The organism is Mucilaginibacter sp. A3364 (assembly GCF_059690715.1).
In genome coordinates this window covers 62,653-75,943 of sequence record NZ_JCAWED010000002.1, presented here as the reverse complement: position 1 = coordinate 75,943, position 13,291 = coordinate 62,653, and the positions used below count along the sequence as shown (strand labels likewise).

The following is a 13,291-nucleotide window of genomic DNA, read 5'->3' as shown; positions in this document are numbered from 1 at the left end:
ATTAGTTGGGAGGCGTTATAAAAACAGATGTCATTTCGACCAACGGGAGAAATCTTGTACAAGCGAAGAGTAGCTAGGCGTATAGGATTTCTCCCGTTGGTCGAAATGACAAAAAGGTTAGAGATTCGATCAATAAAAACAAAACAACATTACCCAGCCATGCAATACTGCTCCATCGGCTCTAACTGGCTTAGCTTATTACGCAATATAGTACGGGCGCGGCTCAGGTTGGTGCGCGATAACAATTCAGAAATATTCAAATTCTGGCCGATCTCTTTGTGCGAGTAGCCGTCAATTGCATACATATTAAATATGCTGCGGTAGGTGTCAGGTAACTGGTTAACCAAACGCATCAGTTCGGTAGCTTCCAGGTTGTTGGCGTTGTAGCTGCTGCCGGCGCTCAGGCCGCTTTCGGTAAAATCATCCACCAAAACCATACGGCTTGCTTTACGGTAGTGCGATATGGCGCTGTGTACCATAATGCGGCGCACCCAGCCTTCCATGCTGCCTTCGCCGCGATAGTTGCGCATGTTTTTAAATACTTTCACAAAGCCATCCTGCAAAATATCCTGCGCGGTATCTTTATCGTTAGCATAACGCATGCACACGGCAAGCATTTTTGGGGCAAGCAGTTTATAAAATGCTTCCTGTTGTTTGCGGTTGTTGTTTAAGCAACCTTCAAATAATTCTTGTAAGCGGGTGTCGATTGATGTTGTCATTGTTTTATTTTATTGATCATTACCACCTATGCCAAAACTTGGCCTTTTTTATAAGTAATTGATATTCAATGAAATAAAATTTATCACACTCGTTCAACTGTACGATAACGTACAGTTACCGTACGTGTGCGAACGCTTTCGTAGATGGTGCGAACGCTTTATCATCACAGCCTGATAACTGTAAAAAAACTGATGTATTAACACACATCGGTAATAAGATTGTATCTTACATACATTAAACAAGACCAACCGATTATGTTATCAAAATTTTATAAGCCTTTAGCCATAGCAGGTATGCTGTTGGCAGTAACGTCTGCCACTATGGCTCAAACCGGCGCACCGGTAGAAACCAACAAAGCCAATACCGATTATAAGCCTGCATTTGAGGGCCAAACCCGCATTGGCAGTGTAAAGAGCAAAACCGCTTACAAGGCCGAAGTAATTAATACAGAGTTAAAAGGCCCATGGGGTATGTGTGTGCTTCCCGACGGGCGTTTACTGATAAGCGGTAAACCAGGCAATATGCAAATAGTAACCACCGATGGTAAAATAGTTAAAACCATCACCGGTTTCCCAACGGTACAGTTCCAGGGACAGGGTGGTTTGCTGGATGTTAAAATTGATCCTGATTTTGCTAAAAACCGCATGGTATACTGGACCTACGCCCAACCCGGCGAAGGTGCCGCGCTGGCAGTAGCCAAAGGCAAACTATCTGCCGATGAAACCAAGCTGGAAGATGTAAGTGTAATATGGGAAGCTTATCCGCGCTATAGGGGCAGCGGTCAGTTTGGCTCACGTATCGTGTTTGATAAGCAAGGCAACTTGTTTGTAAGCTCGGGCGACCGCAGTTCTAACGACATCCGCGTGAGGGCGCAGGATCTGACCGCTACCACTGGTAAGATCATCCACATTACTAAAGAAGGTAAGCCGGTTGCCGATAACCCTTTTATTGGTAAAGGCGACGCTAAGCCTGAGATATATGCGTTAGGTTTCCGTAACCCGGATGGTTTTGCGATGAACCCGGTTACCGGCGAACTGTGGGAAACAGAATTTGGTCCGCGCGGTGGCGATGAGGTAAACCTGATCAAAGCTGGCGGTAATTATGGCTGGCCTGTAATTACTTATGGTATTGAATATAGTGGCCAAAAAGTTTACGATGGTATTCAACAAAAAGAAGGCATGACTCAACCCGTTTACTACTGGGACCCGGTTATATCGCCCGGCTGCATGATGTTTTACACCGGTAACATAGCCGAGTGGAAAAACAACATGTTTATTGGTGGCCTTAGCAGCATGCACATCATCCGCTTAATTATTAAAGATAACAAAGTAGTAGGCGAAGAGCGTTTGCTGGAAGACCGCAAAGAACGCTGGCGCTGCATAGCTACTGGTAAAGATGGCGCTATTTACGCCGGTACCGATAGTGGTAAACTATATAAAATATCAAAACAATAGTTTGATATTTATTAAAAAAAGCGCCCCTGGTATAAACAGGGGCGCTTTTTGTTTGTGCCGGGGGCGATTTATTGAATTGCTTTGAAAGTATTTGTAAATGAGTTACATTTATTAAAGCCAATTATTGTAAAATGAGCTATAGCCCGGAAGATATCTTCAGCTTGCTGCAATCTATAGATGTTATAGTTTGGGAGGCCGATACAGATATGAGCGAGATCACTTTTATGAGCGACCGGGCAATAGCTGTTTTAGGGTTTTCGCCTAACGACTGGCAGGGCAGGCCCGGCTTTTGGGAAACCCATATACACCCCGAAGAAAAACATATTATAACCGCTTACCGGCATTTGGCCCAAAGCGAGCTAAAGAATAACTCCTTCGAATACCGCATTATTAAAGCCGACGGCAACGTTGCCTGGATAAAGGATAATGTTTCTGTTATCTACAGCGATGATAAACCTGTTTTGCTTCGCGGCATTATACAAGATATTACACTTACCAAACGCCTGCAGCAAATGGAATTGCTGGAGGCTGATATTCTTCGTTTAAATTCAAACCTCAATACACCGCTTAATGTGGTGCTTAACGCTTACCTGAAAGGTTTGGAGGCATTCTTCCCTAAAATGCTTTCCTGCGTGCACCAGGTAAAAAACGGGCATTTAACCAATGGTGTGTCTCCATCATTACCAACGGCCTATATGGAAACTATGGAAGGTTTTTCCATCGGCCTGAACGAAGGCTCGTGCGGTACGGCGGCGGCTACCAAACAGCAGGTTATTGTTGGCGATATAGCTACCGACGATAAGTGGGAAAAGCATAAAGAAACAGCGCTAAGCTATCATTTAGGAGCCTGCTGGTCAAACCCGGTTATCAATACCGATGGGGAGGTGATAGCCACCGTATCCATGTACTACCGCGAGCCCCGGTCGCCCGGCGAAGAAGAGCTACAGGTAATGGAGCGCGCCACGGCCCTGCTGCGCATTATTATGGAGAACCGGCAAAAAACCGATATTATTAACGATGCCCACTTTATGATGCTCCAAAGCCAGGACCTGGCTCATTTTGGCAACTGGCGCTGGGATATTCAGCAGGATGTGGTTACGTGGTCGCCGGCCCTGTATACGATTTACGGGCTGGATGTAAAAAGTTTTAAAGCTACTTTTGCCGGTTACCAGGAACGCCTGCACCCTGACGACCGCGAGCGCGTTTACGAACTAATAGGCCACATCCTGAGCACCCGGCAGGACATGGAGTTTGAAGAACGCATCATCCGCCCCGGCGGCGAGCTGCGCTACCTGCGCTCATGGGCCCGCCTTAAAACCGATCAAAACGGCGCGCCGGTAGAGATGATAGGTGCCTGCCTGGATATTACTGAAGAAGTGAATCACCGCAACGCTGTGGAAGCTCATAGCCGCCAGCTTACCGAAATTGCGTGGATACAGTCGCATGTTATCCGTTCGCCGTTGGCCAAGATACTGGCATTGACAGACCTGCTTAAAGACGCCTCAATACCCGAAGCAGAAAAGCAGCAATTGCTGGACTATTTGCTTGACTCGGCACAGGAACTCGACGAACAAATAACCGGCATTTGCAAAGCTATAGAGAATTAACGACATCGGTGGATGCTAAGTAATTTGAGTACCCCATAAATGCCCGATAAACGCGGTGCTTGCCATGGCCATAGTGCCCCAAAAACATATACGCAACATACTTTTAAAAATCGGTGCCCCGCCTGCCTTAGCCGCGGTTGCGCCAAGCGCCATCAAAAAGATTATTGAAAATCCATATTGGTAATAGATCATGGCCTTTAGCGGGGCAAAGAAAGCTACAGCCACAGGCAGCAGCGCGCCGGCAACAAACGATGCGAACGACGATAGCGCGGCCTGCAATGGTTTGGCGGCCGATACGTCGGTCATACCTAATTCGTCGCGCAAATGGGTTTCCAGGGCGTTGTGTTGGGTAAGCGCCACCGCCACTTCGCGGGCCAGCTGCCGGTTCAATCCTCGCCCCTCGTAAATGGTTACTATTTCTTCCAACTCCTGTTCGGGTATCTCCTTCAGTTCTTTTTTCTCCCGTTCAATGTCGGCCATTTCTGTATCGGCCTGCGAACTTACCGAGATATACTCGCCTGCCGCCATTGACATTGCACCGGCTATCAGGCCAGATAAGGCTGTGAGCACAACCGACTGGTGCGTGGCCGCCGCAGCCGAAACGCCGATAACCAAACTGGTGGTGGATAGAATGCCATCGTTAGCGCCCAGCACACCGGCCCTTAGCCAACCTACGCGATAGATATAATGATTTTCAGGAGCCATGATCCAGCTGTTTAATCTATGCAGGCAACGCCCGCGTATGGGTGTTGAACTTACATGGCCTAAGTTAGGCATAGCTAATCACTTTTAAAATGACTACCGGCAGTATCAATAGTGACCGGCGTCAGCACACTGCGGGGGATAGGCAAATTTTTCGGCGTTCTATTCCAGGGCTTTTGATTTTTTATTGAACGACCTTGAACAATGTGACGCAATGCCTGGCTTTTACTCAAACTGCAGTTCTCACCCTTGCGCTCGTCTGTGACGAGGGCTTAACATGGCTAAGCATTTGCAATGCCCCTGCAACAAGGTGTATCCACTTTTAATAACTACTTGTCCAGCATCTTCCCGCCCAACCGCAACGCATCCAACACCATCCGAATAGCTTGCGCCACCACCGGCGGATTATCATTGTGAATAGCATGACTACTTTGAGCATCCAATATAAATTTTGAATTGGCAGATAGCGCGGTTAACGAGGCTATTTGCTCATCGCGTTCTGTACGGAGTTGAGCCCATTGCACATCCGGAGTACCTGGTGGCTGCTTGCGGATGCCCGCGCCGAGGATAACCACAGGTTTGCTACCCAGCTGTTGCGCGTGCTTATTGGAGGCGAGATACATATTCTGAAACTCTTGCGCCATATAGTCGGCGGCGCTGTCATAACCCGGGCTTGTTTTTAGTTTAATTTGTGGTTTAGGGATGGCAACGCCGGTCGCTTTTTCACGCAGGCGCACCCAGCCGCCATACTTAAGGCTGCCTAAAAAACTGCTCTCATGGGTTGGGTCAACCAATACTAAACCTGCTACCTGTTTGGGATAGCGAATAGCATACAAACGCGTAGATAAACCGCCTATTGATTGCCCCACTAGTATTAGTTTACCCTTAATATGAATTTTCTTTAGCAATTCATGCAGCTCAAAAACTTCCTGCTCCATGGTACGGGGTAAAGGGCCGGCAGTGCTTTTGCCCGATCCGGCGCGGTCATACGCCAATGTAGCTATCTCGAGCGGTAGCAATGCACGCACTTTATCCCAATCGCCGGAAGTACCACCTGCGCCTGATTCGAACACGATGGTGTATTTAGCCTTAGCATCCCCCCCGCGATTTATAAACAAGGAATGATTGCCAATTGTTATGCGGGCAGTATCAGCAAACACAGCCGTGGACTGCCCTTTTACCGCTAGCGATAGGACGATTAAAACAGTAAGTACACTTACATACTTTAAAGGAGTAAGATATATTTTCATTATATTACGATATATTCGTAAATCTACGAATATATCGTAATTGTGCAAATTTTTATTTCTGCCACTATCCGAAGTTGAAAATTTCGGATGACTATGCCAATGGTTTTTAAACTATTGTCCTAAAAAGAGGGTGTTCCATACTTATAAGTCAGTAAGCTGTTAAAGTGTCATTGTATCCTGATAATCAAGTAGTTATTTAATGTGATAAGTTGCGCCGCTTTGCGCCGCTTTTTTCGTTAACATATTCATTATAAACAACTTAACGAAAATTGCCGCGCCAAGTGCGCCACTTTTAAAATGGCGCACCCCGTGGTTTTAAGCACCTATACAACTAATCTCTAATTAACTAATCACTATTCACTACCTTTGCCTTATCCGAGATAAAAACCCGGCAACGTAGCATGACCAAAGACATAGAAATTGTATGCCCTCCCGGGCAGCAGGATAATGAGCCGGTGTTAATAAAACTTGCGGCGCAGACAGCGGGTATCGCTCCACAAAAAATAACAGGTGTACAGGTTTTAAAACGATCGATAGACGCGCGGGGGCGCCGCGTGGTTTATCGCATTCAGGTGCGGGTTTATGTGGATGAGGTTTATCATCCTGAAAGCTATACGCAACAATACCCTGATATAAAGGATGCTAAGCCGGTTATTATAGTAGGTGCCGGTCCGGCGGGACTGTTTGCGGCTTTGCAGTGTATTGAAATGGGTTTAAAGCCCATTGTGCTGGAACGCGGCAAAGCGGTTAAAGAGCGCCGTCGCGACCTGGCCAACATCAACAAGCAGGGCCTGGTAAACCCCGAAAGCAATTATTGCTTCGGCGAGGGTGGTGCAGGCACCTATTCAGACGGTAAACTATATACCCGCAGCACCAAGCGCGGCGATGTGAACCAGGTGCTCAAAACCTTTGTAGCCCACGGAGCCACAACCGATATTTTGGTTGACGCCCGACCGCATATCGGCACCAATAAACTCCCTCAAATTATAACCGCCATACGCGAAACTATATTAAACGCCGGCGGCGAAGTGATATTTGATGCCAAGGTAACCGGTTTACTGGCCGATTTTGGGCAGATACAAGGTGTGCGCCTGGCCACTGGCGAAACCCTGAAAGCCAAAGCCGTGATATTGGCCACCGGTCACTCGGCGCGCGATGTGTTTGATATGCTGCATCGTCAAAATATATTAATAGAAGCTAAGCCCTTCGCATTGGGCGTACGCATAGAGCATCCGCAGCAGATCATCGACCAGGCGCAGTATCATTGCGAGGTGCGTGGCGAAGATCTGCCGCCATCGTATTATAACCTGGTAGAGCAGGTGGATAGCCGCGGGGTATTCTCATTCTGCATGTGCCCGGGCGGCATCATCGCCCCATGCGCTACCGAAGCTGAAGAGATCGTGGTGAACGGTTGGAGCCCCTCCAAACGTAACAACCCTTACGCCAATTCAGGCACCGTAGTGCAGATCAATATGGAAGACGTGGCAGGCAGCGATGCCGATCCGTTTAAGATGCTGAACTTTCAAAAAGAGATTGAGCGCATAGCCTTCAAAGCAGGCGGCGGCAACCTGGTTGCGCCCGCGCAGCGGATGGTGGATTTTGTACAGGGACGCTTGTCCAACGATCTGCCCGAAAACTCTTACCTGCCCGGCACTAAAAGCATCGAACTAAAAGAAGTACTACCCGACTGGATACACGAGCGCCTGCGCCGCGCCCTGCCGGTATTCGGTAAAAAAATGAAAGGTTATTACACCAACGAAGCGATATTGGTGGGTGTAGAATCGCGCACCTCATCGCCCATTAAAATACCTCGCGACAAGGAAACCCTGCAGCATCCGCAGATACAAGGCCTATTCCCGTGCGGCGAAGGCGCTGGCTATGCAGGTGGCATAATTTCTGCTGCTATTGATGGTATAAATTGCGCGGTAGCGGCGGGGAAGGTGGTCTGAATGTACAAAAGGGGTGTCACCCTGAGCTCCGTCGAAGGGTGAGCGCAGAGGCCTTTGCCCACACGCTTCGACGGGGCTCAGCATGACACCAATGCACTTTTATCAAGTTAGTCCTTAAATCCTAAAAATCAAGGTTCAAGACACAATGACAACATCAGAAAAACTCATCCTCGAACTCAATAAAAACCTGGCAGGTGATGCCTGGTACGGCGACCCGGTATACACCATCCTTGACAAGATAACCTTCGAGAGCGCCTACGAGCGCGTGGGTCAGGCACATACCATTGCCGAGATCATCCTGCACATGCTTAGCTGGACAGAGGAAGTCATTGACCGCCTCAATGAGAAACCGGCCTCCCTGCCCCTTAGCGGCAACTGGCCCCATCCCGGCGAGCCGGACGAACGCAAATGGAAAGAATGGATAGCAGACCTTAAACTGGTAAGCACTAACCTCGAAAAAACCATCCGCGATTTCCCCGAAGAGAACTGGGACAAACCCACCATCGATGAGCGCCCCGGCGAGCCGGTGGTTACTAATGAGCAATTGGTGTATGGCTTTATCCAGCACCAGATCTATCACGCCGGGCAGATAGCGTTGTTGACAAGGGTGATAATTGGGTAAACAGAAAATGCCATGGCAACCGCCATGGCATTTTCTGTTTTGTTGTCCCGCCAGAGGGCCTAATAAGCCAGTTCTGCGCAAGCGAAACCTGCCTTGTTCAGCAAACTTTCAATATAGCGTGGCGATACTTCATCGTCAGATACCACGCGTAATATATGATCGCAATCTTCCAGATCGAAGTTCCAATCGGCAATGGCGGGTTCCTGGGTTAGTATTGGGCGTACGGCTATCACCTCATCAGGTGCCGTAACGTTAGTGGTAAAAATGTGTATGTTCATGGTAGTGTAGGTTGGTGTGTTTGTTGATTAAAATGGGTGTCACCCTGAGCCCGTCGAAGGGTGAGCGCAGAGGCCTTTGCCCGTATGCTTCGACGAAGCTCAGCATGACACCCGTCGTGTTATTGTTGTGAATTATCCGCTGGCTTTGTCGGCTCATCTGCCACATCGTCCCAATTGGTATCAAAACGGTGCCTGCCCCAAGGGCCGCAGTTGGCGCGGTCGCGCATTTTTTGTTTAAACTTTTCCTTTTGTTCGGGGCTCATGCTTTTAAAGCGTTCTTCCATACGGTGGCGCATCCATGGGGCACCGCCGCCGCCGCCAAAAGGTTTGCCTTTGCCAAACCCGAAAAGGATCTTGCACAGTACAAATATGCCCATGGCTTGCCAAAAGGTGATGGTGGTTACGTGCATTATTTCGGGTAGCAGGCAGTTCCAAAGCAGCATTACCGCATAACTGGTTACCGATAAGAAAGCCGCTATGCCCAAAGGGATAAATATGAAGCGGCCTTTAAATAGAAAATTTTTCATGATTGTTATTTTTAATCTTTTGTTGTTATCTCCATATATAATTGTTGCAACCTGCTGCGTAAATGCAGTACCGCGTAGCGCTTGCGCGATAGCAGTGTGTTTACTTTAACCCCGGTTAGTTCTGATATTTCCTGGAAGGTCATATCATCCATTTCCTGCCATATAAAAACCTGTTTCTGGTCTTCGGGCAGCTCATCAAGCGCTGTGAAAAGCTGTTCCCAAAACAGGTTGCGCAGGTATTCGGTTTCGGGCGTGCTTTCGTCTGGCATCAGTATGTCTTTAAAGTCTGATGTCGAGTCGTCGTCCTCATCGCCCGGGGTAAACAGGTCGTCCAGTAAACTTTCTGATTTTTTCTTATGCTTATCGCTGATCTTGTTCCTTGCCACTTTATACAGCCAGGCGCCTGTCTGTTCAATTGGTTCGGAGTTTACCAGCGCGCTGAATTGGTACCATACATCCTGCAGAATGTCTTCAGCGTCGGCATCATTGTTCACCCTTTTGCGTATAAAGCCAAGCAGGTTTTTACCATAAGCCTTTATAGTGCTTATAATATGGTTATCCTTTTCTTGCTGCATCAGGGCTGTTGTCAATTTCTTTACTGTTTTAAAGGTAAAGACGAATCACCTTTTAAAACATTTTAAACTATTTTAATTTTTTTTCTGGCGGACGGGTGATCGTACGTAATCAGACTAAAAACCTGCCGAACAGTTACATTAAAATTACATAATTGCCCCGCGTGTTTTGTAGGTTTACATATGAAGATAGCCCTCGCCTCGCCACCATTCCCCTCATCGCTAACCGATGCCATTCATCAAATAGAAATACTGGTAAAACAAGCAGCGGCCCAACAAGCCAAAATAATTTGCTTCCCCGAAAGTTACCTGCCGGGATACCGTGTTATTGAATACGAAGTAGCCAAGCCTTCGGCGGACGAATTGCAAAGTGCACTAAGTCAGGTAGCGCAAATCGCAGCAGCAAACAACATAGCTGTTATAATACCAATGGATTGGTACGAAGGCGACCAATTTTTAAACGTAGCACAAGTTATATCTGCCGAAGGCGAAATACTAGGCTACCAAAGCAAAAACCAGCTCGACCCAAGTGAAGATACAGTATGGCAACCCGGCACCAAACGCCAGCTGTTTGAAATTGACGGATTGAAATTCGGTATCGTTATTTGTCACGAAGGTTTCCGTTACCCCGAATCGGTACGGTGGGCGGCAAGGCAAGGTGCACAGATCGTGTTCCATCCACATTTGGCGGGTAGCGATGTAGAGGGCCGAGTGCCAACCCAATGGGGAAGCGTGGATAACCCGTACTATGAAAAAGCCATGATCATGCGTGCGGCCGAGAACACTATTTACTTTGCCAGCGTAAATTATGCCATGCAATATCCTGAATCGGCTACCTCATTGATAGCACCCAACGGCAGCCTCATTAAACACCAGGAGTATGATAAACCGGGCATAATAATTGTTGATATTGATTTAGAGAAAGCCACAGGTTTGCTGGCCAAACGGTTTAAACCACAATTGTACAGCCAGCCACAGTAAAAGGCTTTTTCTGTTAATTTATGTCGAAGAAAAAAACACTGATATTAGGCGCAACACCAAACGCGGGCAGATATGCCTACCTGGCAGCCAACCGACTGACAGGCCATGGTCACCCCATTGTAAACGTTGGCCTTAAAAGCGGAGAAGTAGCTGGTGTGCCCATCGAAAAACCCGAAACCATCCACACCGATATTGATACCATTACACTGTATGTTGGCCCGCAAAACCAGGAGCGTTTGTATGATTATATATTGGCCACCAAGCCCAAACGCATCATCTTTAACCCCGGTACTGAGAATACCGAACTACAACGTATGGCCGATGCCGAAGGGATTGAAACGCAATATGCGTGTACGTTGGTGCTGTTGAGTATAGGCGAATACTAATCGTAGAGACGCAGTATTTTGCGTTTCCCGCTATTTCTCCTCATTCTGCGGGAATATCCTAATTACCTTCACAAACCGTTTCGCATAGCCTGAGGTGAGCGGAGATATCGTAACCCCCATCGCTTTCCCGGACGTGGAATGAATAAACTCCAGCGAATCCCTCAACCCGCTAATCACAATACCCATATGCCCCACGGTACGGATGCTGCTATCGGTACCGGTAAAAAGTATCAGGTCGCCGGCTTTGGCTTTTTGCAGATCCACCTCGTGTTCCACATTCGTAAAATCAACCGAAGTGCGCGGCACCGCGATATTAAAATGATTAAAAACATAGGTGATAAAGCCCGAGCAATCAAAACCAACTGCCGGATCTGACGATGCGTACTTATAAGGCACGCCTATGGCTGTCCGGGCAAAAGCTATCAGTTGCTGCGGCGTGGTGGTGCCAGTGTTGATGGTATTCATGGTAGTGGTGCCGTCTGTTGGTGCCAATATCACGGTTTTGCGACCGGCTGCATCTTTTACAGTATCGGTGGGTTGCAAAACATAATCGGGTTTATCAGTACTGTTGCATGAAAGGAGCAGCAGGTAAGATGCGGATATGAGGGCAATTAAACGCATAGCGATAATATTTTGTATTGACGCAATACTTTGCGTCTCTTTGTATTATATGAGAGCAATAATTTGCCTGTTTTGTTTGATGGTGTTGATAATGGCTTGCGGGCCTGCCGGGGATAGTGATGCCACCACGGTCGCTGCCAAGCCCCTATCGTTGCCCAAAATGAAGAATCGCAAAGCCGAAATTGACGATATTGCCGGTCGTGATGGTGCTAATTACACCGTATTTGCCAAGGTAAAAGGCCGCGCCGGGCTGCTAACGGTAACAGATAACCAATGGCCCGAAAACATGGAGTATAACTACAATATACTAAAAGATAAACAAGGCATAGTACTCATGATAGCCGCCACACCCGCCAACCCTAAGGGCGATTGGTTTGCCACCCTTACGCACTATTTTACCCCCGATGGCAAAACTTTCGCTTTTGAACGTACGGCCAATGCTTTTGTATTACCTCATGATGAAGTAGCGTTTGAAACTACAGTAGATTATTATGATGCACGTTTTAAAGGCATCGAACATACTTACAAACTGGTTGATAAAAATCAGCAACCGCTGGATAAGAAATATGCTTTTGATAATACTTATCTTGTAACCAAAACCTATCCTGATTTGGAGGCGGTTTTGAAAGCGAATAATATTCAGCTTTAGTAAAGTCGTAACTATATTTAGGAATGAAATTTCTACATCTGCTTTTCCTGTTGTTCTTTCTTCAGACGCCCTTAACTGATTTGAAGAAAATGAAAAACGATACCGACAGACGATTGAAATCGATAAATAGCTTGATTGTTTTGGCTAAAATACCGGGTAAAAAAACATTAGTAAGAGTTGTTAAAGATAAATGGCCCGAAGACGTCGAGTATAGTTATAACATTTTAAAAAATACATCGGGCAGAGTACTGATGGTAGCTCAAAGCCCATACAGCCAAAGTGGTGATTGGAATTTAGGGTATAGATATTATTTTAATGAGAAGGGTAAATTATATTGTTTCCAAAAAGATGAGTCGCTTTTTGATGATAGTGTGAAGGGAGGCGTGGTGTTTGAAACAGATATTAAGTATTACGACGAAAATTTGAAGATAGTTGGTAACGCTTTGTTTCTCGAAGATTCAAAAGGTAAGGCTTTGAAAAGAAAACCTGAAGAGTTTAATTTTCACTTAGACAACGTTACCATTTACAGAAATGTACAAGAATGTTTGAAAGCCTATAATATTAAACTTTAAACCCTGCCAACAATTGCCATGAACTTTACCAAACTAGTACCAAGCGTTTTCTACACCGACATCAATATAGCTAAGAAAACATTTGTCGATTGCCTTGAATTTACCTTAGGCCATGAAGAATTGAATATATACAACCCTTTTTGTGTGGTTACAAAGGACGGCCTGGAACTGATGATATTTGAGGATGCCGCCCAGGCAAAAAATGATCATCCCGAACTGCGCCTGGTAACCAATAACATTGACGAAGTTTACGAAAAAGTATCCGCCAGATTCCCGGAAATGCTCCATCCTAATTTGAATAAAGTAACGCTTAGGCCCTGGGGTGCTAAGGAGTTTGCCATTATTGACGGGCAGATAGGTATCAGGGTACAGCAGTGGACATAAATAAAAAGAGAAGTAAT

General features: G+C 46.7%; 16 protein-coding genes. 9 read left to right on the top strand and 7 right to left on the bottom strand.

Annotation, left to right across the window (positions count from 1 at the left end; translation table 11 throughout):
- Positions 1 to 149 precede the first annotated feature (149 nt).
- Entirely contained in the window at positions 150 to 719 is a 570-nt protein-coding gene (locus AC59JT_RS12995; RefSeq protein ID WP_497399541.1) for an RNA polymerase sigma factor, read from the bottom strand.
- A gap of 255 nt (positions 720 to 974) precedes the next feature.
- Here AC59JT_RS12995 and AC59JT_RS12990 point away from each other — a divergent pair, with 255 nt between their 5' ends.
- Both AC59JT_RS12990 and AC59JT_RS12985 read left to right on the top strand, forming a co-directional pair.
- Entirely contained in the window at positions 975 to 2,174 is a 1,200-nt protein-coding gene (locus AC59JT_RS12990) for a PQQ-dependent sugar dehydrogenase (RefSeq protein WP_497399539.1), read from the top strand.
- A gap of 131 nt (positions 2,175 to 2,305) precedes the next feature.
- On the top strand, positions 2,306 to 3,781 hold the full coding sequence (locus tag AC59JT_RS12985; protein WP_497399537.1) for a PAS domain-containing protein: 1,476 nt from the start codon (positions 2,306 to 2,308) through the stop codon (positions 3,779 to 3,781).
- 15 nt (positions 3,782 to 3,796) lie between these two features.
- On the opposite strand, the gene AC59JT_RS12980 is transcribed toward AC59JT_RS12985, so the two are convergent.
- Positions 3,797 to 4,558, bottom strand: coding sequence for a VIT1/CCC1 transporter family protein (locus AC59JT_RS12980; protein ID WP_497399535.1), 762 nt, complete (start codon positions 4,556 to 4,558; stop codon positions 3,797 to 3,799).
- Positions 4,559 to 4,812: 254 nt separating this feature from the next.
- Positions 4,813 to 5,733 carry an alpha/beta hydrolase gene (locus AC59JT_RS12975; protein ID WP_497399533.1) on the bottom strand — a complete coding sequence of 307 codons (921 nt, stop codon included), beginning with the start codon at positions 5,731 to 5,733 and terminating at the stop codon, positions 4,813 to 4,815.
- Between the two features lie 401 nt (positions 5,734 to 6,134).
- On the opposite strand from AC59JT_RS12975, the gene AC59JT_RS12970 reads away from it, so the two are divergent.
- Together AC59JT_RS12970 and AC59JT_RS12965 are read left to right on the top strand one after the other, a co-directional pair.
- Positions 6,135 to 7,682: an NAD(P)/FAD-dependent oxidoreductase gene (locus AC59JT_RS12970; RefSeq protein WP_497399531.1), complete on the top strand. Its 1,548-nt coding sequence runs from the start codon at positions 6,135 to 6,137 to the stop codon at positions 7,680 to 7,682.
- A gap of 145 nt (positions 7,683 to 7,827) precedes the next feature.
- A complete protein-coding gene (locus tag AC59JT_RS12965) occupies positions 7,828 to 8,304 on the top strand; it encodes a DinB family protein (protein WP_497399529.1) in 477 nt (158 codons plus the stop codon).
- 59 nt (positions 8,305 to 8,363) lie between these two features.
- Here AC59JT_RS12965 and AC59JT_RS12960 read toward each other — a convergent pair whose 3' ends face one another.
- From AC59JT_RS12960 to AC59JT_RS12950, 3 genes are all read right to left on the bottom strand, one after another.
- Complete coding sequence (locus tag AC59JT_RS12960) at positions 8,364 to 8,582, bottom strand: hypothetical protein (protein ID WP_497399527.1); 219 nt, start codon at positions 8,580 to 8,582, stop codon at positions 8,364 to 8,366.
- A gap of 119 nt (positions 8,583 to 8,701) precedes the next feature.
- The gene (locus AC59JT_RS12955) at positions 8,702 to 9,109 is read right to left on the bottom strand and encodes a hypothetical protein (protein ID WP_497399525.1); all 408 of its coding nucleotides are present in this window, start codon (positions 9,107 to 9,109) and stop codon (positions 8,702 to 8,704) included.
- An 11-nt stretch (positions 9,110 to 9,120) separates the two neighbouring features.
- Positions 9,121 to 9,699 carry an RNA polymerase sigma factor gene (locus tag AC59JT_RS12950; protein WP_497399523.1) on the bottom strand — a complete coding sequence of 193 codons (579 nt, stop codon included), beginning with the start codon at positions 9,697 to 9,699 and terminating at the stop codon, positions 9,121 to 9,123.
- A 165-nt stretch (positions 9,700 to 9,864) separates the two neighbouring features.
- Between AC59JT_RS12950 and AC59JT_RS12945 the strand changes: the two genes are divergently transcribed.
- Positions 9,865 to 10,662, top strand: a complete 798-nt coding sequence (locus AC59JT_RS12945; RefSeq protein WP_497399521.1) for a carbon-nitrogen hydrolase family protein — start codon at positions 9,865 to 9,867, stop codon at positions 10,660 to 10,662.
- A gap of 20 nt (positions 10,663 to 10,682) precedes the next feature.
- Positions 10,683 to 11,048, top strand: coding sequence for a CoA-binding protein (locus AC59JT_RS12940; protein ID WP_497399519.1), 366 nt, complete (start codon positions 10,683 to 10,685; stop codon positions 11,046 to 11,048).
- A gap of 30 nt (positions 11,049 to 11,078) precedes the next feature.
- Here the strand turns inward: AC59JT_RS12940 and AC59JT_RS12935 are convergent, their stop codons facing one another.
- Entirely contained in the window at positions 11,079 to 11,669 is a 591-nt protein-coding gene (locus tag AC59JT_RS12935) for a C40 family peptidase (RefSeq protein ID WP_497399517.1), read from the bottom strand.
- A 49-nt stretch (positions 11,670 to 11,718) separates the two neighbouring features.
- Here AC59JT_RS12935 and AC59JT_RS12930 point away from each other — a divergent pair, with 49 nt between their 5' ends.
- From AC59JT_RS12930 to AC59JT_RS12920, 3 genes are all read left to right on the top strand, one after another.
- Complete coding sequence (locus AC59JT_RS12930) at positions 11,719 to 12,318, top strand: hypothetical protein (protein ID WP_497399515.1); 600 nt, start codon at positions 11,719 to 11,721, stop codon at positions 12,316 to 12,318.
- A gap of 89 nt (positions 12,319 to 12,407) precedes the next feature.
- Positions 12,408 to 12,890: a hypothetical protein gene (locus AC59JT_RS12925; RefSeq protein ID WP_497399513.1), complete on the top strand. Its 483-nt coding sequence runs from the start codon at positions 12,408 to 12,410 to the stop codon at positions 12,888 to 12,890.
- 18 nt (positions 12,891 to 12,908) lie between these two features.
- Positions 12,909 to 13,274, top strand: a complete 366-nt coding sequence (locus tag AC59JT_RS12920; protein WP_497399511.1) for a VOC family protein — start codon at positions 12,909 to 12,911, stop codon at positions 13,272 to 13,274.
- Positions 13,275 to 13,291: the final 17 nt, after the last annotated feature.